Source organism: Cryobacterium melibiosiphilum (assembly GCF_003602235.1).
GTDB lineage: Bacteria > Actinomycetota > Actinomycetes > Actinomycetales > Microbacteriaceae > Cryobacterium > Cryobacterium melibiosiphilum.
In genome coordinates this window covers 32,918-54,504 of record NZ_QZVS01000079.1, presented here as the reverse complement: position 1 = coordinate 54,504, position 21,587 = coordinate 32,918, and the positions used below count along the sequence as shown (strand labels likewise).

The following is a 21,587-nucleotide window of genomic DNA, read 5'->3' as shown; positions in this document are numbered from 1 at the left end:
ATGGAGGCGCATTTTCGATGACGTTTGAATCCACCAGGGGCTCGTCCCCACTCGGCACCCACGACTCCTTCATCGCCGACTATTACGAGCATCTGGCCGAGGAAGACGCCGCCAGTTACACCGCGGAGACCCTCGAGGCCCGCGCCCGCGCCCACACCGAGGTCGCCCAGTCCCGGCCGGCGAAGACCGCGAACGTGGCCATTCGGAGCGAACCGGGTCGCAGCGTGCTCTACATCGTGACGGACGACATGCCGTTCCTCGTCGACTCGGTCACCGCCGAACTGGTGCGGCAGAACTCGGCCATCCACCTCGTGGTGCACCCGCTGCTCGTGGTGGCCCGCAACCGCGCGACCGGCGACCTCGTCGGTGTCAACCGGATGCCCGCAAGCGTCGGCGTCTCGAGCGGCGACACCAGCGCAATGACGAGCATCGCGCACCTCATCGCGAGCGGCGACGACGCCTCACACCTCGAATCCTGGATCGCGGTCGAGATCGACCGGGCCAGCGAGGAGGCCCAAGCCAGCCTGATCGCCGGGCTCGGCAAGGTACTCGGCGACGTGCGCGCCGCCGTCGACGACTGGCAGCTGATGCTGGTGAAGGCCGGGCAGATCGCCAATTCCCTCGGCTCCGTCACGAACGCGCACGAGATCCACGACCTCACGCAGACCCAGGACCTGCTGCGCTGGCTCGACGCCGGCAACTTCACCTTTCTCGGCTACCGCGAATACGACCTCAAATCCCTGGACGGCGAGGACGTGCTCTCCATCCGCGACGGCAGTGGCCTCGGACTGCTGCGGCACGCCGACGACGCCCATCAGATCCAGCACCTCACCGACGCCGGCCGGCACAAGGCCCGGGAGCGTGGCGCCCTGGTCATCACGAAGGCCAACTCCCGCTCCACCGTGCACCGCCCCGCCTACTTCGACTACATCGGCATCAAGAGCTTCGACGGCGCCGGCAACGTGAACGGCGAGCGGCGTTTCATCGGCCTCTTCGCCGCGAGCGCCTACACGAGCTCGGTCGAGACCGTACCGGTGCTACGAGAAAAGGTCGCCGCCGTGATGAAGCAGATCGGGTTCCCGCCCGGCTCGCACAGCGGTAAAGACCTCCTCGGCATCATGGAAACCTACCCCCGCGACGAACTGTTCCAGATCGACGTCGACACGCTCGCCGCGACCGTGCGCGCGATTCAGCGACTGCAGGAACGCCGCCGCACCCGCCTGTTCCTGCGTCCCGACGTCTACGGGCGGTTCATGTCCGCCCTCGTTTACCTGCCCCGCGACCGGTACACCACCGCCGTGCGGCTGCGCGTCGAGAAAGAGCTGCAGGAAACCTTCAGTGCCGTCTCGGTCGACTTCGAGGCCCGCATGAGCGAGTCGGCCCTGGCCCGGCTGTTCTTTCGCATCCGCTTGCCGAAGGATGCCCCGATCGGCGACGTCGACCCGGCCGCCCTCGAGCGCCGGCTCGTCACGGCGGTGCGATCGTGGCCTGAGGGCATCACCGAGCAGCTGCACGAGGTCCACTCGATGGACGACGCCGAACGCCTCGCCGGCCTCTGGGCCGAGGCGTTCCCGGCGAGCTACCAGGTCGACTATGAAACCGATGACGCGCTGCAGGACATCGCCCGTTTCGAAGAGGTCGCCGCCTCGAGCCTGGCCGCTGACGCGGTATCGCCGCTCGGCTTCCACGTCTACCTTCCGGTCAGCACCGAGGTCACGGCCGGGGACGAGGACGCCCGGGTGAAGATCTATATGACCCGCCCGCAGAGCCTCAGCCAGATTCTGCCGTACTTCCACAACCTCGGCATCCAGGTGCTCGACGAGCGCCCGTTCGAGATCGAAACCGCTGATGGACGTCCCTTTTACCTCTACGACCTGGGCCTGACCTACCCGAATGGCATCGACCCGGTCAAGACCGGTCAACTACTCGCCGATTCTTTCGGCGCCGCCGTGCACGGGCTCAGCGAGAGCGACGGCCTCGACCGGCTGGTGCTGCGCGAGGGCATGGCCTGGCAGCGAGTCGTGATTCTGCGCAGCTACGCCAAGTACCTGCGCCAGATGGGAAACACCAACTCCTACGGCTTCGTCGGGGACACCCTCATCGCCAACCCGGCGGTCGCGAACGCGCTGGTGGCGCTGTTCGAGGCCCGGTTCCATCCCGACCTTGAAGCGGATGCCCGTGAGACCCTGCTCGAATCGATCCGCGAGCAGCTGACGCTGGCGATGGAGCAGGTGTCGACCCTCGACGCCGACCGGGTGCTGCGCACCTTCATCAACCTGATCGAGTCCAGCCTGCGCACCAACTACTTCCAGGACAAGCCCTACCTCAGCATCAAGCTCGACCCGCAGCAGGTCGAACTGCTGCCGTTCCCCAAGCCCATGTTCGAGATCTGGGTGTACTCGCCGCGGGTTGAGGGCGTGCACCTCCGCTTCGGCAAGATCGCCCGCGGCGGGCTGCGCTGGTCCGACCGCCGGGAGGACTTCCGCACGGAGGTGCTGGGCCTGGTCAAGGCGCAGACGGTCAAGAACGCGGTCATCGTGCCGACCGGCGCGAAGGGCGGGTTCTTTGCGAAGCAGCTGCCCGACGCATCCGTCGACCGAGCCGCGTGGATGGCGGAGGGCATTGAAAGCTACAAAACCTTCATTCGCGGCCTGCTCGATCTCACCGACAACCTCGTGACGACGGATGCCGCCGAGAATGTCGTGCCGCCGATTCGGGTCGTGCGCCACGACGACGACGACACCTACCTCGTGGTGGCGGCCGACAAGGGAACCGCGGCGTTCTCGGATATCGCGAATTCCCTGGCCGCCGAGTACGGATTCTGGCTCGGTGACGCGTTCGCGTCGGGCGGCTCGGTCGGTTACGACCACAAGGTGATGGGCATCACCGCCCGCGGCGCGTGGGAATCGGTGAAGCGGCACTTCAGCGAACTCTCCCTCGACGCGCAGAGCGAGGAGTTCACCGTCGTCGGTGTCGGTGACATGTCGGGCGATGTCTTCGGCAACGGCATGCTGCTCTCGCAGCACGTGCGCCTGATCGCCGCGTTCGACCACCGGCACATCTTTCTCGACCCGAACCCCGACCCGGCCGTGTCGTTCGCCGAACGAGCGCGCCTGTTCGAGCTGCCACGCTCGTCGTGGGCGGACTACGACGCCCGCCTGATCAGCACCGGCGGTGGCATCTTTCCGCGCCAGGCGAAGGCGATCCCGATCAGCGCCGAGGTGCGCGCGGCCCTCGGCCTGCCCGAGAACACCACCCGGCTGAGTTCGCCGGAGCTGCTGCGGGCGATTCTGCTCGCCCCGGCCGACCTGCTCTACAACGGCGGCATCGGCACCTACGTCAAGGCCAGCACCGAGACCAGCGCGCAGGTCGGCGACAAGGCCAACGATGCCATCCGCGTCGACGGTCGCGATCTGCGGGTCAAGGTCGTCGGCGAGGGCGGCAACCTCGGCCTCACCCAGCGCGGCCGGATCGAGGCGGCGCTCGCCGGGGTGATCCTCAACACCGACGCGATCGACAACTCCGCGGGCGTGGACTGCTCCGACCACGAGGTCAACATCAAGATCTTCGTCGACCGCATGGTCACCGCCGGCAAGCTCGACCCGGCCGAACGCGCTGGGTTCCTCGGCGAGATGACCGACGAGGTCGGCCGACTCGTGCTGCAGGACAACGTGGACCAGAACATCCTCCTGCTGAACGACCGCATGCTGGTCACCAACTGGAGCCCCAGCTACGAACGCCTGATGAACTGGCTGGAATCCTCCGGCGACCTGACCCGGGAGCTCGAAGCGCTCCCGACGACGGTCACCCTGCGCGAACGCCTCGACACCGGGCAGGGGCTCACCTCGCCCGAGCTCTCGGTGCTCGCCGCCTACGCGAAGATCGAACTGGCGACGAGCCTCGGGGTGAGCGACCTCGGCGACGACCCGTGGTTCGGCGCCACGTTGCGCCGGTATTTCCCGGCCCAGCTGTCCGAGCGTTTCGACGCCGAGTTGGACACGCATCCGCTGCGCAAGCAGATCATCGCCACCGTCGTCGCCAACGACATGATCAACCTCGGCGGAATCACCTTCGCGTTCCGCGCGATGGAGGAAACCAGCGCCAACCAGGCCATCGTCGCGCGGGCGTTTGTTGCCCTGCGGGAGATTTTCGAGCTCGACAAGATGGTCGATGAGTTGAACGCACTGCCGTCGTCGTTCCCGACCGAGCACTGGACCGCGATCCACCTCGACATGCGCCGGCTGCTCGACCGGGCCGTGCGGTGGCTGGTGAACCAGGGCGGATCGCGCCCGGTCGCCGAGGTCGTGGGCAAATACAAGCCGCAGATCGATGAGTTGCGCGCGCACCTGGGTGACTACCTGCAGGGTGCTGACATGCGCCGGCTCGACGAGCAGCGGGCGAAGGCCGACGAGTGGGGTGTGCCCGAACACCTCGGACGGCGCTGGTCCGAGCTGTTCGAAGCGTTCGCGCTGCTCGACGTGGCGAAGGTCGCCGCGCAGACGCAGGCGCCCATCGCCACGATCGCGGCCGTGTACTACCAGGTGTACGCCCGGTTCGAGGTCGACAATGTGCTCGAGCGCATCACGGCTCTGCCGCGTAAGGACCGCTGGCAGGCCCTCGCCCGGGCCGCGCTGCGTGACGACCTGTACTCGACGATCGCCGACATGACGAAGGCGGTGTGGGAGGCGACCGCGACCCTCGACCCGGCGGATGTTCTCACCGCCGAGGACCGCCTGCTCACTTGGGAGGGCCTCAACCAGGAGCAGCTCGGTCGTGCCCGCAGCGTCTTCGAGGAGGTCAACGCCCTCGGCCAAGACGACATGGCGTCACTCTCGGTGGCGCTGCGCCTGCTGCGTTCGATCGTGCGTCGCTAGCGGCTTTCGGCCGCTGAGATGCGGACTTCGTGCCTTCATTCCGACCGGGAAGGCACGAAGTCCGCACCTCAGCCTCGTCCCGACTCAGGCGGTGACGGTCACGAGATTGCAGGGGTGCTGCTGTCCCGGCCAGGTGGCCGACAGGGTCGCGGGCGGGGCGGCATCCGGCGTCGCCGTGTCGTCGTGGGCAGCGGATGCCCCGATCTCGCGCCGCAGCACGACCCGCAGCCGGCCCGCGGTGGCGACGGTGATACCGGGCTCGTGGTGCGTGAGGATCGGCGACCCGACCGGCGGCACCGGCGAGCCCGCGGAGCCGCTGCCGACAACCTGGACGGAGGGTTCGACCCGCACCTGCTGGGCGCCGGCCCGGTCGTCGGCGCGCGCGAGAAACTGCTCGGCTTGGTGGCCGCCGGTGAGGGCGGCCGTGGTGACGGCCGTGAGGTAGACCGGGTCGCCGACGGCGTCGTAGACCCAGCGCTCGCCGAGCACGGAGTGGGACATGGTGCCGATCAGCCAGTCCTCGGCGCCGGCCAGTGGCGCGCCGCGATAGGTCAGCGCGACCTGCAGCAGGGGACCGCCGCCGGCCCGCACGAGCAGCGTTTCGATTCCGACCTCACCGTCTGGATCGTCGAAGCGGTAGGCGGCCACGCGGGTGACCTCAGCGGTCGCGTCGCCGGCGAACCAGGGCTGGGTGGGCGCCCACAGGGAAATGAGCTCGGTCTTGGAGGGCCGCAGGACGGCGTCATAAAGGAGTGCCATGCCTCGAGTGTAGGCGCGGGGCCGCCGCGCCGGCGTGGGCCGGCAGTCCGCGCGACGAGCGGCGACGGCACCGGTGAGGAGTGTGAAACCCCGACAAAGGACGGTCATGACGTGCTGCGACCGTGCTTTCTCGGGGTCTCCTCCTGGCTCAGGCGCAGCGAGGTACGCCGACACGGGGTAGACGCGTGGTCCATGCTTGTGCTTAGGTATGGCTATCCTAAGTAAGTCAACCCTTCCCTCGTCGAAACGAGCACCGTGCATCTCCGAGCTACACGTCCCCGCACCCGCACCGCCACCCGCACCGCCGCCGCCCTCGCGACCGTCGCCGCCCTCGGCCTGCTCTCCGCCTGCGCCGCAACGCCGACGAAGACGGCCGCGGATGCCGCCGAGTCGGCCGAGACCGCGACCCCCACCGAGATCAGCGTGACCCACGCCCAGGGTGAGACCATCGTTCCGGTCAACCCGGTGCGGGTACTCACCTTTGATATCGCATCCCTGACGACCCTCGACGCCCTCGGCGTCGACGTGCTCGGCCTGCCGAAGGCGAACCTGCCCGGCGACCTCGACAAGTTCAACGCCGACGACTACCTCAACATCGGCACCCTCTTCGAGCCCGACTACGAGGCCGTCAACGCCGCCGCGCCCGACCTCATCATCGTCGCCGGCCGCTCGGCGGCGGTCTACCCCGAACTCGCCGCGATCGCACCGACGATCGACCTGACCAACGACGCGGCCGACTTCACGGCATCCGTGATCGCGGGCACCGAGACCCTCGGCGAGATCTTCGAAAAGCAGGACGAAGTGGCGAGCATGGTCGCCACCCTCGAAGACTCCATCGCCGATGTGCAAGACGCCGCGGCCGACGCGGGCGACGCCCTGATCGTGATGACCAACGCCGGCGAGATCACCGCCTTCGGTCCGGGCTCACGCTTTGGATTCCTCCACGACACCCTCGGCATCACCCCGGCCGTCGACGACGTCGAAGCCGCGACGCACGGTGAAGCCGTCTCATTCGAATTCCTGGTCGAAACCGACCCCGCGTGGATGTTCGTCGTCGACCGTGATTCCGCGACCGCCTCCGGCACGGGCAACGCCGCCGAGGTACTCGACAACGAGCTCGTCGCCCAGACCGCCGCCGCGCAGGACGACCACATCGTCTTCGTCGACCCGGTGTCCTGGTACATCGTGAACGGCGGGCTGGTCAACCTGCAGGCTGTAACCAACGAGGTCGCCGCGGCGCTGGCCGAGTGAGTTCCTCGGTGACGGCGATGCAGGCGGTGACTTCCGACCCGCACGCAGACCCAGACATCCCGCACGACGACGCCCGGCGCCGCCCGCTCTTGCAGGGTGGCGCGGCCCTGCCGCTCGCCGTCACCGGGGTGCTGATGCTGGCCACCCTCAGTCTCTTCGTCGGGGTCAGCGACGTGACGCCGCTCAGCTTGCTGCGAGCGGATGCCGACCCGCAGGCCCTGCAGATTTTTCTGCTCAGCCGGGTGCCGCGCACCGTCTCCATCGTGCTCGCCGGAGCGGCGATGGCGATCTGCGGCCTCGTGATGCAGATGCTCGTGCGCAACCGCTTCGTGGAACCCTCGACGATCGGCACCACCGAGGCCGCCGGTCTCGGCCTCCTGGCCGTCACGATCCTGGCGCCCGGTATGCCATTGTTTGGCAAAATGCTGGTCGCGGCGGTGTTCGCGCTCGCGTCGACGCTCGTGTTCGTGCGTATCCTGCGCGGCCTGCCGCTGCGCTCGATCGTGCTGGTGCCGCTCGTGGGCTTGATGCTCTCCGGGGTGATCGCCTCCATTTCGACGTATGTCGCCTTCGACTTCGACCTCCTGCAAACCCTGTCCGCCTGGATGACCGGCGACTTCTCCGGCGTCATCGCCGGCCGCTACGAACTGATCTGGAGCGTCGCCGCCCTCACCGTGGCGATCTACATCGCCGGCGACCGGTTCACCGTCGCCGGCCTTGGTGAGGAATTCACCACCAACCTCGGCCTCAACTACCGCCGCACCGTCGCCCTCGGGCTGTTCCTGGTCTCGATCGTCACCGCCGTCGTGGTCGTCGTCGTCGGCGCCCTGCCCTTCCTCGGCCTCGTCGTGCCGAACATCGTCAGCCTGGTGATGGGCGACAACCTGCGGCAGTCGCTGCCGTGGGTCGCCGTGGTGGGCGCCGCGTTCGTTCTGGTGTGCGACGTGGTGGGGCGGGTCATCCGCTTTCCCTATGAGATTCCGATCGGGGTGGTCGTCGGCGTCGTCGGTGCCGCCCTGTTCCTCGCGCTGTTGCTGCGAAAGTCCGCCCGTGTCGGTTGACCTGCGCGCGATCACGCGGCGGCCCGCGCGCACGAACCCTCTCCCGGCCCGAAAGCCTCGCCCCGCGCGGTCGCCCTCCAGCCGACGGATGCGCCGCATCGCTTGGATCCTCATCCCCCTTCTCGTGATCACCGTGGTTGCCTTCTTCACCGTCGGAGCCCAGGGCGACTGGAGCTTCGTGCTGCCCTTTCGCGGCCGCCGGCTGGCCGCCCTCGTGCTCGTCGGCTTCGCGATCGCCGTCTCCACGGTCATCTTTCAGACGATCACCGAGAATCGCATCCTCACGCCCTCCATCCTCGGCTTCGACGCGCTGTTCGCCCTGATCCAGACCGTGCTCGTGTTCGTCGTGGGCAGTTCGGCGCTCGGCAGCATCCCGCCGGTCGCGCAGTTCGCCGGCGAGGTCGTGCTCATGGTGGTGCTGTCGACCCTGCTGTTTCGCTGGCTGTTCGGGGGAGCGCGACGCAGCATCCACCTGCTGGTGCTCGTCGGAATTGTCTGCGGGGTGTTCTTTCGGAGCATCGCCTCCTTCATGGCGCGTCTGATCGATCCGAACGAGTTCACGGTGCTGCAGGACCGCCTGTTCGCGAGCTTCAACGCCGTGGAACCCGACCTGCTGCTGATCTCTGCGGTTTTGCTGGCCGCCGCGAGCGTGCTGCTGTGGCGCATGCGTCACGACCTCGACGTGCTCACCCTCGGACGGGACCTGTCGACCGTGCTCGGCGTCGACCACCGCCACCTCGTGCTGCGCCTCCTCATCATCGTCTCGGTGCTCGTCTCGGTCTCCACGGCCCTGGTCGGGCCGATCACCTTCTTCGGCCTGCTCGTGGCGAGCCTCGCCTATCAAGTTACGGGCAGCCACCGACACTCGGCCAACCTGCCCGTCGCCGTGGCACTGGCGGTCGTCGCGCTCGTCGGCGGGCAGACCGTGCTCGAGCACGTCTTCGGCCTGGCGACCGTGCTGAGCGTCATCATCGAATTCATCGGAGGAATCGTGTTCATCCTGCTCGTTCTGAAGGGAGCCCGCCGATGATCGATATCGCCGGCGTCACCAAGAAATACGGCACCGTCGCGGTCGTCGACGACGTCGACCTGCTCATTCCGGCCGGCGGCATCACCTCGATCATCGGCGCGAACGGCGCCGGCAAGTCCACGCTGATCTCGATGGTGTCCCGGCTGCTGACCACCGAAACCGGCACCATCACCGTCGACGGCCACGACATCGCGGCGACCAGGAGCGGTGAACTCGCGCGGCGGCTGGCCATTCTGCGGCAGGAGAACCATCTCGCCGCCCGGCTCACCGTGCGGGACCTCGTGGCCTTCGGCCGCTATCCGCACTCTCGCGGCCGGCTCACCACCGTGGACCGGGAGCACATCGACCGGGCCATGGACTACCTCGACCTCGGAGACTTCACCGACCGGTACCTCGACGAACTCTCGGGCGGGCAACGCCAGCGCGCGTTCGTGGCGATGGTGCTGTGCCAGGACACCGACTACGTGCTGCTCGACGAACCGCTCAACAACCTCGACATGCGCCACGCCGTGGCGATGATGCGCATCCTGCGCCGCGCCGCCGACGAACTCGGCAAGACCGTGGTGATGGTCGTGCACGACATCAACTTTGCCTCCACCTACAGCGACCACATCGTGGCGATGAAAGACGGACGCGTCGTGCACCAGGGGCCGCCGTCGGTCGTCATCCACGCGGAGCCGCTGCGCGACATCTTCGGCATCGACGTGACCGTGCACGAGATCGACGGGCACCGCATCGGCGTCTACTACTCCTGAAATCCCCACATCCAACGCGTTAGGCAGCCATGAACCTCACCGATTTTCCCGTTCGCATCCTCGTGCGCAGCGCGCTCACGCGCCGCACCCTCACCGTCTCGGGCGTGCGCGACCTCTCGCCCACCCTGCGCCGGGTCACGCTGACCGGCGCCGACCTCGACGGCTTCAGTGCCGTCGGGCCCGACGACCACATTAAGGTCTTCTTTCCGGCCGCCGCCGGCACAGCAGCGGATGTCTTCGCCCGCGACTTCACCCCGCGCGCGTTCCGCCCGGCACCGGTCGGCGCTGCCGAGGGCTCCGGCGGAGAGCTCGACCTCGACTTCGCCCTGCACGGCACGGATGCCCCCGCCACCGGCTGGGCCGCCCGCGCCGTCGTCGGAGACACGCTGCAGATCGGCGGCCCGCGGGGATCCCAGCTGCTGCCGGTGGGCATCCGCTCTGCCGTGCTCGTAGCCGATGCCACGGCCCTGCCCGCCGCCGCTCGGTGGCTCGCGGCGCTGCCGAACGAGGTTTCGGTGCGAGTGATCGTCGCCGGCACCGACCCGGCGTTCGCCGAGTACTTGGCCGAGGCCCGTAGGCCCGGAGTGCAGATCGACAGTGTGCCCGGCGACCCGCTCGCCCTGGTCGAGGCGGTGCAGGCTCAGCCGATCGAGGACGGTACCTTCGTCTGGGCCGCGGGGGAGGCGGGGCTGCTGATTCCGCTGCGCCGTTACCTGCGCGGTCAGCTCGGCCTCGGCCGTGACCAGGCCCAGCTCAGTGGCTATTGGAAGCGCGGGGTGGAGAATCTCGACCACCACGCGCCGCTCGACCCGACCGATCCCGACTGAACCCGCTGACTCGACCGACCTGACTGGCTCGTCCGCAGCACAACTCCTGCAGATTGTGCGGCCTGGGCGGTGGAACCCCGTGATCTCGCGGCAGTTTTCTGCCGCGGCTGCGAGCAGCAGGAGTTATGCCGTGGCGCCGGGTGAGGCGGGCACCGCCGCCACGGTGCGGCGCTGTTCCGGCCGCGCCGGGGCGATGATGACCGGGCGCCGGCCGGCGGAATCCGGCGGGTCAGCGGCGCCCAGTACCTGGCACCGCGCGAGGCCGAAACGTGACCACAGCGCGGACGTCCACGCACAGAGCGCCGCGTCGAGCAGGTCTTCCCGGTGCTTGTAGGCGGCGTCGATGAGTGGTGACGGCGACTCGAGCAGGGCCGAGGTGACCGGATGCGAGCGCAGATCGAGCGGCGGATCGGCGGTGGTGAGGGCGGACATCCGCTGCAGAAGGTCGTCGCATTCGGCCGCGCGAAAGGCCCGGCGTTCGCCGGTTGGCAGAGCCAGAGCGGGGCGTTTGTACCGCGGGCGCTGCACGGAGTAGCCGAACTCCGCCGCCCCGACCAGGGTTGTGTACGGGTAGCACTCGAAGAATTCGACCCGGTCGGCCGCTGGCGGCTGCCCGCCGTCGGTGTAGCGAAACCCGGCGGCTTCGAGGGCCACGCGCAGGGTCACTCCGCCGAGCCACCCCAACTTCAGGTTGGACGCATTGGCCGCGACCTTCCACCGGCCGTAGCGTCGGCCGACCTCGCGTTCGCACTCGCGCATTCCCGTCTCGTTGAAAACGATCAGCGGCGCGTCGATGGCGATCACGTCGCCGGGGCGAGCCACGTCGATCAGCCAGACGGCGACGGCGTCGATGCCGCGCGCCCAGCCGGCATCGAGAACGGTGCCGGCGGCATCCAGCAGCACCAGCCCGGTCTCATTCGCGCGGCGCGTCGCGGTGCCCTCGCCCCAGGCCAGGTCGACCCCGATGAAGCGTGTCATGGCCCGCTGACGATCACCACGACCGCCCACAGCAGCGGGATCACGGCGATCACGACGAACGCGTTGACAATCAGGGTGACCCGGTCGAGCCTCTGGTCGGCGGTGCCGCGGCTCAGGTTGCGTACCGACAGCACCACGCCCACGATGCCGCTCACCGGGATCAGCGCCAGGAACACCCAGCGCAACCGGTCGTCGACGCTCCACGTGCCGAGCAGCATGATCGCCGCACTCACCAGCGCCACGATCACACAGACGGATGCCGCCCATCGCCCCGGTCGACGCTGGCCCGGCCCCGCAGCCGCGAGCGGTGAAACAGATGGTGGCTGATCCGGCAAGTTCCCCATACCCATCGAGCCTAGCGGCGGTCCGCCGGGCCGAGCGAGGGTCGCCTGCGGTGAGACCCGGAAATAGCACGGTCGTGGGCGGTGGCGACCGTGCTTTTCGGGTTCTCAGGCCGCCGGTCCGGTCAGGCGATCTCGCGGCGGGGTCGAACGGCCACGTCGGTGATCTGCACGTCGGGGGAGGCGTCCACGACGAACCGCACGGCCCGGGCGATCGACTCCGGGCGGATGTACCGCTCCGGTTCCCAGGGTAGTCCCGCCTCGCCTCGCGACGACTGCAACATGGGGGTATCGGTGGGCCCGGGAGCCACCGTCGACACCCGCACTCCGGAAGCCGCTTCGTCGATGCGCAACACGTCGGCCAGGCCGCGCAGCGCGTGTTTCGACGCGGTGTAGACGGCGCTTCCCGGTGCGGGGCGGGTGCCCGCGCCGGACCCGATGAAGATGACCGTGCCCTGCACGCTGCGCAGCAGCGGCAGGCACAACCGGGTCAGCTCGGCGGGGGCGATGACGCAGATCTGCAGGTAGGCCAGCCAGGAGTCCGTCGACGAGTCCGGCAGCGAGATCGCGCCGCCGAGGGCGGCGGCGTGCACCACAACATCCACGCGGTCGAGGCTGGCGACGAGAGCGTCGCGGGCGGCGGCATCCGTGAGGTCGGCCGCGAAGGCCCGGATGTTCGGCCGCGCGTCGAGCTCGGCCAGGGCCGAGGCGGAGCGACCCACCGCGATGACCTCGTGGTCCCGGGCCAGATCGAGGGCGATCTGCCAGCCCATGCCGCTCGTCGCGCCCGTGACGACGGCGACCGGGCGGCGTGCCGATTCAGTCAGTGTGGTTTCAGATTCAGTCAGTGTGGTTTCAGGCAAAGCTCGGCTCCGATGACAGTGTGGTGGCGGCGACCCGGCTCAGCGTATCGAGCGCGGCGCGGGCGACGCCGTCCGTTTCGCGCAAAAAGGTCGCATCCGCTCGGGGCATCGGGCTGATGACCGTATCGCCGCGGGTGTCGCTGACCGGGATCCCGACGAGGTGCACGTTGGACAGGGCGACGCCGTCGCTGCCGATCAGGCGGCTCGTGACGCGCTCGATGTCGACGCCGGCGTCGGCCAGCGGATAGCCGCCCGCCCGCGATGCGCGGTGGTGTGCCTGCAGCGAACCCGACACGCTCAGCTCGGCGATGACCGGGTCGGCCGTGACGGTCACGTCGTGGGCGTGCATCCACGCGTCGACCAACACGTGTGCGCGCACCAGTGAGCCGGCCACGTTCGGTGACTCCGCGCGGAATTCGCCGTCGGAGACCTGGAGCAGCCCGGCGGGCCCGATGAAGTGCACGACCCCGGCGCGCGCCAGGGCGAGCAGCTGCGCGCTGCGAAACGCCGGCGGGCCGCTGCCGACCATGCCGCCGAAGGCGAGAAAGTCGCGGTGCGCCTGCCCGGCGAAACTCTCGGCCGTGGTGCCGTCGAAGGCGAGCAGCGTGGAGACCGTTTTGCGCGCCGAGCCGAACACCCAGAGCGCGGCTTTGAGCTCGCTCGCGACCCCCAGCGCAGATTCGTGCAGATCGGCGGCCAGGTAGTCGGCGACCCAGGCGTCGAAGATCGCCGGGGAGTCGAACCGGCCGCCCGCGGGATTCATGGCGGCGGCGAGGTCGAACCGGTCGGTCGGCTCGGGTACGAGGGTGGCCAGCCGGGCGTCGAGCCCGTCAACGGCGCCGGCATCCAACGCCTGAATCACGGCATCGAGCGGCGCTGCGAAGGCCTCCGGCCGCAGCCCCACCAGCGTGCGATACCAGGCTTCGTGGGCGTCGAGCACGATGCGCGGCCACAGGTCCCGGTCAAAATCAATCACGGCGGATGCCGCGACGCCGTCTCGAAAAGCGGCCAGCCGACTCAGCCGCGCGGCCGGGGGCAACCCGCCGTAGAGCGACTTCGCCCGGAACGGCACTCCGCGCCGGGACGTGACGTGCAGCTCGGGCTCCTGCCCGGACGGCACGTACTGGAGCCCGGCCCCGTCGGCGCCCGGCACGAAGCGGCCGCCGCGCCCCTGCGTCAGCAGCATCATCGTGTCGAAGAACCCCATCCCGAGGCCGCGCACGATCACCGGCGCACCCGCGGGCACCTGCGACAGGTCCTGCTCGATCGGGCTGTCGGGCCGCACCCAGACGAACCGGTCGTCGCCCGCGGTCCGGCGCGTCAGCTCGGCATCCGCCGCCGTATCCTGCCGGGCCAGCCAGCCGAGCGACAGGATCACGTCGTCGACCTCGAGCGTCTCGCCGGAATCCAGCTGGACGACCGGGCTGCCGTCGACCAGCCGCACCGATGTGGCCCGCGCCTCGTGCTGCTCAACCAAGACCCCGACCGGAAGCGCTTCGAGCGCGTGGGCGAGCACCCAGGTGGCGTAGGCGCCATAAATCGCCCGGCTGGGATGGCTTTCGGGCCGCATGGGCGTCATCTCGTCGATCAGTTCCGGCCGGTCGAAGAGCACATCAGGAAGCTCGACGCCGGCATAGACCGCCCGGCGCACCGGGTCTATCTGGGCGACCTCATTCTCGCGGATGCCGCTCAGCTCGTTGGCCACGAGCACACACCACTCGTACAGGGTTGGCCCTTCGAGCACCGGCCCCTGCATCGTCACGAACGGGTCGGTGAAGAGGGTCACGGCTCCGGCGAGGGTGTTCATGCACAGGTCGAGGGGCTGGTCGGTGCGCCACACCCGCCCGGCACCCAGCTCGGAGTCGTCGACGAGGTGCAGCGTCCACGGCGCTCCCGTTTCGCCGATCAGTCCCGCGTTGGCGGCCAATCGTTCGACGATGGAGGCGCCGCGCGGTCCGACACCGACGAGGCAGAGCGAGGTGGGGCGAGGGGAAGGCATAAGAGATGTCTACGCCCTTCCCGGCCGCCGCGCACGCTCACACCGTGCCCCGGACACTGTGTGACGCTCTGTGGCGGTTGGCACCCACCGACCCCCGCGGGCATCTACCGTAGTAGACGTAGGGTTTCGTAGCGCTACAGCAAGGCGACGAATGCCTGCACCCGGTCGCTGTCGCCCGGCCTCACCGCCCCCTCTACCTCTTCCGTGACTGGAGTCCCATGACCGTTCCTGATGTGCTCGACCGGGCGCTCGGCGTCGGCGCCGGTGACCGTCTCGACCGGCTGCGTCGCGCCCGGCCCGAGACCCGCAGCAACGTTCAGCTCAGCTACCAGAGCATCTTCGAACCCGAGTTCCCCGGCGCCCTCTCGGTTGCCGAACGGTTCGCGGTGGCGGTCGTCGTCGCCCGGCTGCACGGCGACACCCCCGTCACCGCGCACTACGAGCGGCTGTTCGCGGCCGTCGAACCCCGGGCCGAGGTCATCGCCACCCTGCACGACGTGAGCGACTACGGCCGCACAACCGGCCCGTTCGGGCAGTACCGCGAGAGCCGGCTCGGTGCCGAATCCACCGAGGGGCTGCGCCTGACCATCGCCGCCGATGACCGGCAAGTGCTCGGCGACGAGCTGACCGCCCTGCTCGAATACGCCCACCTGCTGGTCTTCCGCCCGCGGGAGAGCGGCCCCGACGAGCTGCAGAAACTCGTGGACGTGGGCTGGACCGCCGGCGAGATCGTCGCCGTCTCCCAGCTGGTCGCATTCCTCAGCTTTCAGATTCGCCTGGCCGTGGGCCTTGCGGTGCTCCGTTCGACGTGGAAGGCCTGACCATGACACCGAACACGCTCCCGACCGTTCCCGCAGACCTCGTGACCGGCTACCCCGACCTGAACCGCCCCACCGAATTCACCCAGGCCGGCCTCGGCTGGGTGCCCTGGCTCGCGCCGCTGCCGGTCGCCGAGTTCGAACAGCGCCACTGGACCGGCCTCGTCGAGCGCTCCCGCGCCCAGATGCCCTACTTCGCCCTGCTCGCCCGCGAACCCGAGATTCTCGCCGCACGCACCCGCACCGATTTCGATATTTTCGGCAACGATGACGGCGGGCTGCCGCTCTACGAGCGCGAACTCGCCGCGGCGGCCGCGTCACGGGTGAACGGATGCGTATTCTGCGCCTCGGTGCACTCGCGCAATGCCACGAGACTCTCCGGGCGAGAAGATGACGTGCAGGCGCTGCTCGATGAGGGCGTCGGAGTCACCATCGACGAGCGCTGGGACGCCCTCATCGACGCGTCCCGGGCGCTCACCGTGACGCCGAACGAGTTCGGCACCGCCCACGTCGCCCGGCTCACGGCCCTCGGCCTCAGCGATCTCGACATCAGCGATGCCATCGCCGGCGCGGCCTTCTTCAACTGGGCGAACCGGCTGATGCTCTGTCTGGGCGAACCCGAGATGCCGCCGGCGCGGTCGACCCCGCGCCGCCCCACCGTTTAACACCACCCCAACCCACACTTTTTCGCACGTCTAGTTCTCAGAAGCGAGCCCGTATGTCTCCCTCCACCCGCCTCCCTGGCCGCACCGCCCGTTCGCGCCGCCTCCTCGCCGCTGCCGCCGGCCTGGCCGGCGTGCTACTGCTGTCCGCGTGCGCCGCCGACGGCCAGACGGCCACTACCGCAACCGGCGAACGTGCCGACGGTGGCACCCTCGTCTACCTCGAGCCCGACGCATTCACCAACCTGTACCCGCCGGCCGCCGGCTTCTATCCCAACGGCGGTGTCGTCAACAACATCACCGACCGCCTCGTGTACCAAAACCCGGAGACCCTCGATTTTGAGGCCTGGATCGCCACCGACTGGGTCGTCAACGACGATGCCACCGAATTCACCTTCGACCTGCGCGATGACGTGACCTTCTCCGACGGGTCGGCGCTCGACGCATCCGTGGTCGCGGCGAACTTCGACCTGTTCGGCCTGGGCGACCCTGACCGCAGCCTCGCGGTCTCGGAAGCCGTCAACAACTACGACCACAGCGAGGTCGTCGACGACGACACCGTCACCTTCCACTTCAGCGCCTCCTCGCCCGGGTTCCTGCAGGCCACGTCGACCATCACGTCGGGCCTCGTCTCCGCGGACACCCTCGCGAAGGACCTCGACGGTTTCGGCGCCGGTTCGGCGACCGAAATCATCGGATCCGGGCCGTTCGTCGTCACCGACGAGCAGCTCGGCGCGCAGCTGACCCTCTCGGCCCGCGACGACTACGACTGGGCGCCGGCGAGCTTCGCCCACCAGGGTCGCCCCTCGATCGATGCCGTGCAGTTCATCGTGACCCCCGAGACCAGCGTGCGCGTTGGTTCGTTGATCAGCGGCCAGGGGGATGTGGCCCGCAAGGTCGAAGCCCAGGACGAAACCCAGGTCACCGATGCCGGCTACACCCTCGAAGCGGCGCAGACCAACGGCGTCAACAACAGCCTGAACCTGCGGTTCCGGGAGCCGGAGCTGCAGGACATCCGGGTGCGCCAGGCGATTATCGCCGCCGTCGACCGTGACGCGATCGTTGACTCGTTGTTCTCCGACAACTACCCGGTCGCCACGTCGATCCTCTCGCAGACCGCGCTCGGCTACCTCGACACCTCCGAGTACTTCCAGTACGACCCCGCGAAGGCGGCCGCCCTGCTCGATCAGGCCGGCTTCACCGAGGGGAGCGACGGCATCCGCGTGAAGGACGGCCTGCGGCTCTCGATCACCGCGTCGGAGGCCGGCCCGCAGCCGCGTTCCTTCGACGTGCTCACCCTCGTGGCTCAGCAGCTCGCCGAGGTCGGCATCGAACTGAAGATCATTCGGGCGGATGCCGGCGACTTCGCCGCCGCCGTGCTCGACGGTTCGCAGGTGCAGGTGTTCCACTCGATGGTCGGACGCGCCGACTTCGATGTGATCAAAAGCCAGTTCTTCTCCACGAACCGCAACGTGACGCTCAATCTGAACAAGACGGATGGCTCCCTTGGCGACCCGACCCTTGACGAGGTTTTGCAGGCGGTCGCCTCCGAACCCAACGCCGAGGCGCGCATCAGTGACACCCAGGCCGCCCAGGTCTACCTGGCCGAGCAGGCCTACGTGGTGCCGTTGTTCGAGGAACCGCAGGTGTACGGCATCGCGCCGTACGTGCAGGACCTCACCTTCGAGGCCGTCGCCCGCCCGTCGTTCTCGCAGGTCTGGCTCGACAAGTAGCATTTGCCCCTCACCAGGTATCGAAAGGACGGCGTTGTGTCATACATTCTGGGCCGCATCGGGCAGGCGGTCATCGTGCTGGCGATCGCTTTCACGGCGGCGTTCGTGCTGCTGCAGGCGCTGCCCGGTGACGCCCTGCTGATCAAGTTCGAGAGCCCCGAATCGGGCCTCGGCCCCGAGCAGATCGCGCTGCTACGCGAGTCGCTCGGGGCCAACACCCCGATCTGGCAACAGTTTTTCGGTACCCTGGGCGGATTTCTGGTCGGCGACTTCGGCTATTCGGTGCAGTCGGGCACCCCGGTGCGCGAGATCATCGCGGCCGCCTTGCCGAACACGGTGGTCCTCGCCGCGAGCGCCTTCGTCGTGGCGATTCTGCTCGCGGTCGGCCTGGCCGTGCTCGCCCACCTGGGCTGGTTTCCGTGGTTGCGCAGCCTGCTGCGCTCGTTGCCGTCGCTGTTCATCTCGGTGCCGGTGTTCTGGCTCGGTATCGTGCTGATCCAGGTGTTCTCGTTCAGGCTTGGCTGGTTGCCGGTCATCAACCCCGGCCCGATCGAGGGCCTGATCATGCCCGTCGCGGCGCTCGCCCTGCCGATCGCCGCGCCGATGGCGCAGGTGCTGATCCGCTCGATCGATGACGTGCTCACGCAGCCCTTCATCACCGTAGTGCGGTCGAAGGGCGCGAGCGACTGGTGGATCCTCACCCGCAACGTGGCTCGCAACGCCGTGTTGCCGACGCTGACGATCGCCGGGCTGCTGCTCGGCGAGCTGATCAGCGGCGCCGTCATCACCGAGACCGTGTTCGGGCGGGCCGGCATCGGCCGGGCCACCGAGCAGGCGGTGACCAACCAGGACACCCCCGTGCTGCAGGCCGTCGTCGTGATCTCCGCCACGGTGTTCGTGCTCGTCAACCTGGCCGTCGACCTGTTGTATCCGATTCTTGATCCTCGGCTGAAGACCATGAAGACGACCGGGAAGACGACCCAGACCGTGAAGGTGCCCGCATGACCGAGACGACCCGGGTCATCCGTCGCACCCGTCGGGTGGGGCGGCCCCGCCCGATCCTGCTCGTCGGTGCCGCCGCCTACCTCGCGCTCATGATCGCGTGGGCGGTGCTGCCGGGCCTCTTCGCCCACGGCGACCCCGTCATCGGCGTCGCCACCGAGGGCCTGCAGGCCCCGAGCGCGGCGCACTGGTTTGGAACGGATGCCACCGGCCGCGACATGTACACCCGTGTCGTGTTCGGGTCGGTGCACACCCTCGTCACGGCCCTGATCGCGGTGCTCTTCGGCCTCGTCGTGGGCACCGGCGTCGGACTGCTGGCCGGGTCGCTGCGCGGATTCGTCGACGCCGCCCTGATGCGGCTGGTCGACGTGCTGCTGGCCGTGCCGAGCCTGCTGCTGTCCCTGAGCATCATCATCGTGCTCGGGTTCGGCACGGCACAGGTCGCGATCGCCGTCGGCATCACGAGCGTCGCCGCGTTCGCGCGCCTCGCCCGCGCCGAGGTGATGCGGGTGCGCGCCACGGACTACGTCGAGGCCGCGTTCGCCAGCGGCGGCTCCTTTCTCAGTGTGATGCTGCGGCACGTGCTGCCGAACTCCCTCACCCCGGTCATCGCGCTCGCCGCCCTGCAGTTCGGCACCGCGATCCTCTCCATTGCCGCGCTCGGCTTTCTCGGCTACGGCGTCGAACCACCCACGCCCGAGTGGGGCCTGATGATCGCTGAGGGCCGCAACTACATCGCAACGAGCTGGTGGCTGACCACCATCCCCGGCGTGATCGTCGTGTTGACCGTGCTCGCCGCGAACCGCATCTCCACCGCCGTCTCGGACAGGAACCGCGCATGATCCAGGTCCACAAACAGCTGCCCCACTGGGATGCCGCCGCGCCCATCGTCGAGGTCGACGGCCTGTCGATCGCCTACCGCGGTCGGGGCGGCGAGGTCCCGGTGCTGCACGACGTCTCGTTCAGCCTGGAGCGCGGAAACACCCTGACGCTGGTCGGCGAGTCGGGTTCGGGCAAGACCACGACGGCGCAGGCGCTGATCGGTCTGCTCGCGGCGAATGGGCGGATCGTGGGCGGCAGCATCCGTCTGGGCGGTCTGGATGTGACCGACTGGACGCCGAAGCAGTGGCTGCGGCTGCGGGGGGCGCACATTGGCCTGGTGCCGCAGGACCCGCATAACTCGCTCAACCCGGTGAAACGCATCGGGGACAGCCTCGCCGAGGTGATGAACCTGCACCGCTTCGGCAGCGCGCCGGCGACCCGGCGGAGGGTCATCGAACTGCTCGAGCGGGTGCAGATCTCCGAGCCCGAGCTGCGGGTGCGGCAGTATCCACACGAGCTGTCGGGCGGCATGAAGCAGCGGGTGCTGATCGCCAGTGCGATCGCGATGCGTCCGGCGCTGATCATCGCCGATGAGCCCACGAGCGCCCTCGATGTGACGGTGCAGAAGACCATCCTCGACCTGCTCGACGAGCTGCGCGAGGAGAGCGGCACCGCGATTCTGCTCGTCACGCACGAGCTCGCCGTCGCGGCGGACCGGGCCACCCACGTCATCGTGCTGAAAAATGGGCGGGTGCAGGAGCACGGCGAGAGCGCGCAGGTGCTCGGGCAACCGCAGGCCGCGTACACTCGGGCGCTGCTCGCCGACGCTCCCGCGCTCAGCGCCGCGGTGCGCACGAGCGCCGATGTGCAGGCACAGCTCGCGTCGCCGCAGCACGCGGAGCCGGTCGTCGTCGTGAATGATCTGGTGCAGGTGTTCTCCCGGGGCCGGGGGCAGGGCGGCTTGCGCGCCGTGGACACTGTCTCGTTCGAGGTGCGCCGCGGTATGACGCACGCTCTCGTCGGGGAGTCCGGCTCGGGCAAGTCCACGATCGCGCGCGCCGTGATGGCGTTTCAGAAGCCGACCGCCGGCGGCATCCTGGTGGAGGGCGTCGATATGACGACCGCGTCGGGGGAGCCGTTGCGGCAGGCGCGGCGACGCCTGCAGATGGTGTACCAGAACCCGTTCGGCAGCCTCGATCCGCGACAGAGTGTTCACCAGACGCTCATCGAGCCCATGCGCAACTACCGGATCGGGTCCCCGCTTGAACGCGAGAAGCGGATGCGCGCCGCCCTCGATCGGGTCAGCCTGCCCGCGTCGATGGCCGCGAAACGCCCGCACGAGATGTCCGGCGGGCAGCGCCAGCGGGTCGCCATCGCACGGGCGCTCGTGCTCGAGCCGACCGTGCTCGTGCTCGACGAGGCCGTGTCGGCGCTGGACGTGACGGTGCAGGCGAGCATCCTCGAGCTGCTGGCCGAGGTGCAGCGTGAACTCGGCACGGCGTACCTCTTTATTTCCCACGACCTGGCGGTGGTGCGGCAGGTGGCGCAGACCGTGACCGTGCTCAGCCACGGCGTCGCGGTCGAGTCCGGCATCACGGAGGATGTTTTCGCCGCGCCGCAGCATCCGTACACCGTCACGCTGCTCGACGCGATTCCCGGCCGCGGCGCCCGGTCGCTCGTCGGCTGACCCGCCGCAGCTGCGGCGGATCGGCCTGAGATCCCGAGAAAGCACGGTGTGCGTTCGCTGTGCGCACGGTGAAGGTGGTGAGGGCCGGGCCGCGCAACGCCAAGCGCTCGCCGAAACCGGCCAGT

Annotated in this window: 17 protein-coding genes; 12 read left to right on the top strand and 5 right to left on the bottom strand. The window is 68.9% G+C overall.

The window, feature by feature from the left end; all coding sequences use genetic code 11:
- Positions 1 to 17: 17 nt before the first annotated feature.
- Complete coding sequence (locus D6T64_RS08965; protein WP_119974378.1) at positions 18 to 4,874, top strand: NAD-glutamate dehydrogenase; 4,857 nt, start codon at positions 18 to 20, stop codon at positions 4,872 to 4,874.
- Between the two features lie 84 nt (positions 4,875 to 4,958).
- On the opposite strand, the gene D6T64_RS08960 is transcribed toward D6T64_RS08965, so the two are convergent.
- Positions 4,959 to 5,633: a CG0192-related protein gene (locus D6T64_RS08960; RefSeq protein ID WP_119974377.1), complete on the bottom strand. Its 675-nt coding sequence runs from the start codon at positions 5,631 to 5,633 to the stop codon at positions 4,959 to 4,961.
- 255 nt (positions 5,634 to 5,888) lie between these two features.
- Here D6T64_RS08960 and D6T64_RS08955 point away from each other — a divergent pair, with 255 nt between their 5' ends.
- The 5 genes from D6T64_RS08955 (at position 5,889) to D6T64_RS08935 (ending at position 10,557) form a co-directional block, all read left to right on the top strand.
- Positions 5,889 to 6,884, top strand: coding sequence for a siderophore ABC transporter substrate-binding protein (locus D6T64_RS08955; RefSeq protein WP_119974376.1), 996 nt, complete (start codon positions 5,889 to 5,891; stop codon positions 6,882 to 6,884).
- 17 nt (positions 6,885 to 6,901) lie between these two features.
- Positions 6,902 to 7,945, top strand: a complete 1,044-nt coding sequence (locus D6T64_RS08950) for an ABC transporter permease (RefSeq protein WP_119974413.1) — start codon at positions 6,902 to 6,904, stop codon at positions 7,943 to 7,945.
- Positions 7,946 to 8,033: 88 nt separating this feature from the next.
- Positions 8,034 to 8,975, top strand: coding sequence for an iron chelate uptake ABC transporter family permease subunit (locus D6T64_RS08945; protein WP_119974375.1), 942 nt, complete (start codon positions 8,034 to 8,036; stop codon positions 8,973 to 8,975).
- Positions 8,972 to 9,730: an iron ABC transporter ATP-binding protein gene (locus tag D6T64_RS08940; RefSeq protein ID WP_119974374.1), complete on the top strand. Its 759-nt coding sequence runs from the start codon at positions 8,972 to 8,974 to the stop codon at positions 9,728 to 9,730. The genes D6T64_RS08945 and D6T64_RS08940 overlap by 4 nt, the downstream gene beginning before the upstream one ends.
- A gap of 29 nt (positions 9,731 to 9,759) precedes the next feature.
- Positions 9,760 to 10,557, top strand: coding sequence for a siderophore-interacting protein (locus tag D6T64_RS08935; RefSeq protein ID WP_119974373.1), 798 nt, complete (start codon positions 9,760 to 9,762; stop codon positions 10,555 to 10,557).
- 123 nt (positions 10,558 to 10,680) lie between these two features.
- Here D6T64_RS08935 and D6T64_RS08930 read toward each other — a convergent pair whose 3' ends face one another.
- The 4 genes from D6T64_RS08930 to D6T64_RS08915 form a co-directional block, all read right to left on the bottom strand.
- Positions 10,681 to 11,535, bottom strand: coding sequence for a DUF429 domain-containing protein (locus D6T64_RS08930; RefSeq protein WP_119974372.1), 855 nt, complete (start codon positions 11,533 to 11,535; stop codon positions 10,681 to 10,683).
- The gene (locus D6T64_RS08925) at positions 11,532 to 11,783 is read right to left on the bottom strand and encodes a hypothetical protein (RefSeq protein WP_119974371.1); all 252 of its coding nucleotides are present in this window, start codon (positions 11,781 to 11,783) and stop codon (positions 11,532 to 11,534) included. Before D6T64_RS08925 ends, D6T64_RS08930 begins: the two co-directional genes overlap by 4 nt.
- Positions 11,784 to 12,001: 218 nt before the next feature.
- A complete protein-coding gene (locus D6T64_RS08920; protein ID WP_233550965.1) occupies positions 12,002 to 12,739 on the bottom strand; it encodes an SDR family oxidoreductase in 738 nt (245 codons plus the stop codon).
- Positions 12,732 to 14,738, bottom strand: coding sequence for an FAD/NAD(P)-binding protein (locus tag D6T64_RS08915; RefSeq protein ID WP_119974370.1), 2,007 nt, complete (start codon positions 14,736 to 14,738; stop codon positions 12,732 to 12,734). Before D6T64_RS08915 ends, D6T64_RS08920 begins: the two co-directional genes overlap by 8 nt.
- A 218-nt stretch (positions 14,739 to 14,956) precedes the next feature.
- Here D6T64_RS08915 and D6T64_RS08910 point away from each other — a divergent pair, with 218 nt between their 5' ends.
- Genes D6T64_RS08910 through D6T64_RS08885 form a run of 6 tightly spaced genes read left to right on the top strand, consistent with a single transcriptional unit; the run spans position 14,957 to position 21,462 of the window.
- Entirely contained in the window at positions 14,957 to 15,559 is a 603-nt protein-coding gene (locus D6T64_RS08910) for a CMD domain protein (protein WP_119974369.1), read from the top strand.
- A gap of 2 nt (positions 15,560 to 15,561) precedes the next feature.
- Complete coding sequence (locus D6T64_RS08905) at positions 15,562 to 16,221, top strand: alkylhydroperoxidase domain protein (protein WP_199719121.1); 660 nt, start codon at positions 15,562 to 15,564, stop codon at positions 16,219 to 16,221.
- Between the two features lie 53 nt (positions 16,222 to 16,274).
- The gene (locus D6T64_RS08900; protein ID WP_119974368.1) at positions 16,275 to 17,951 is read left to right on the top strand and encodes a TIGR04028 family ABC transporter substrate-binding protein; all 1,677 of its coding nucleotides are present in this window, start codon (positions 16,275 to 16,277) and stop codon (positions 17,949 to 17,951) included.
- Positions 17,952 to 17,987: 36 nt separating this feature from the next.
- A complete protein-coding gene (locus tag D6T64_RS08895) occupies positions 17,988 to 18,956 on the top strand; it encodes an ABC transporter permease (RefSeq protein ID WP_119974367.1) in 969 nt (322 codons plus the stop codon).
- A complete protein-coding gene (locus D6T64_RS08890) occupies positions 18,953 to 19,795 on the top strand; it encodes an ABC transporter permease (RefSeq protein WP_119974366.1) in 843 nt (280 codons plus the stop codon). Before D6T64_RS08895 ends, D6T64_RS08890 begins: the two co-directional genes overlap by 4 nt.
- A complete protein-coding gene (locus tag D6T64_RS08885; RefSeq protein ID WP_119974365.1) occupies positions 19,792 to 21,462 on the top strand; it encodes a dipeptide ABC transporter ATP-binding protein in 1,671 nt (556 codons plus the stop codon). Before D6T64_RS08890 ends, D6T64_RS08885 begins: the two co-directional genes overlap by 4 nt.
- The last annotated feature ends 125 nt before the right edge of the window (positions 21,463 to 21,587 follow it).

Coding starts and splice junctions, on each gene's coding strand:
- D6T64_RS08965 (WP_119974378.1), top strand. CDS start 18: ATGACGTTTGAATCCACCAGGGGCTCGTCCCCACTCGGCACCCACGAC.
- D6T64_RS08960 (WP_119974377.1), bottom strand. CDS start 5,633: ATGGCACTCCTTTATGACGCCGTCCTGCGGCCCTCCAAGACCGAGCTC.
- D6T64_RS08950 (WP_119974413.1), top strand. CDS start 6,902: ATGCAGGCGGTGACTTCCGACCCGCACGCAGACCCAGACATCCCGCAC.
- D6T64_RS08945 (WP_119974375.1), top strand. CDS start 8,034: ATGCGCCGCATCGCTTGGATCCTCATCCCCCTTCTCGTGATCACCGTG.
- D6T64_RS08940 (WP_119974374.1), top strand. CDS start 8,972: ATGATCGATATCGCCGGCGTCACCAAGAAATACGGCACCGTCGCGGTC.
- D6T64_RS08935 (WP_119974373.1), top strand. CDS start 9,760: ATGAACCTCACCGATTTTCCCGTTCGCATCCTCGTGCGCAGCGCGCTC.
- D6T64_RS08930 (WP_119974372.1), bottom strand. CDS start 11,535: ATGACACGCTTCATCGGGGTCGACCTGGCCTGGGGCGAGGGCACCGCG.
- D6T64_RS08915 (WP_119974370.1), bottom strand. CDS start 14,738: ATGCCTTCCCCTCGCCCCACCTCGCTCTGCCTCGTCGGTGTCGGACCG.
- D6T64_RS08910 (WP_119974369.1), top strand. CDS start 14,957: ATGACCGTTCCTGATGTGCTCGACCGGGCGCTCGGCGTCGGCGCCGGT.
- D6T64_RS08905 (WP_199719121.1), top strand. CDS start 15,562: ATGACACCGAACACGCTCCCGACCGTTCCCGCAGACCTCGTGACCGGC.
- D6T64_RS08900 (WP_119974368.1), top strand. CDS start 16,275: ATGTCTCCCTCCACCCGCCTCCCTGGCCGCACCGCCCGTTCGCGCCGC.
- D6T64_RS08890 (WP_119974366.1), top strand. CDS start 18,953: ATGACCGAGACGACCCGGGTCATCCGTCGCACCCGTCGGGTGGGGCGG.
- D6T64_RS08885 (WP_119974365.1), top strand. CDS start 19,792: ATGATCCAGGTCCACAAACAGCTGCCCCACTGGGATGCCGCCGCGCCC.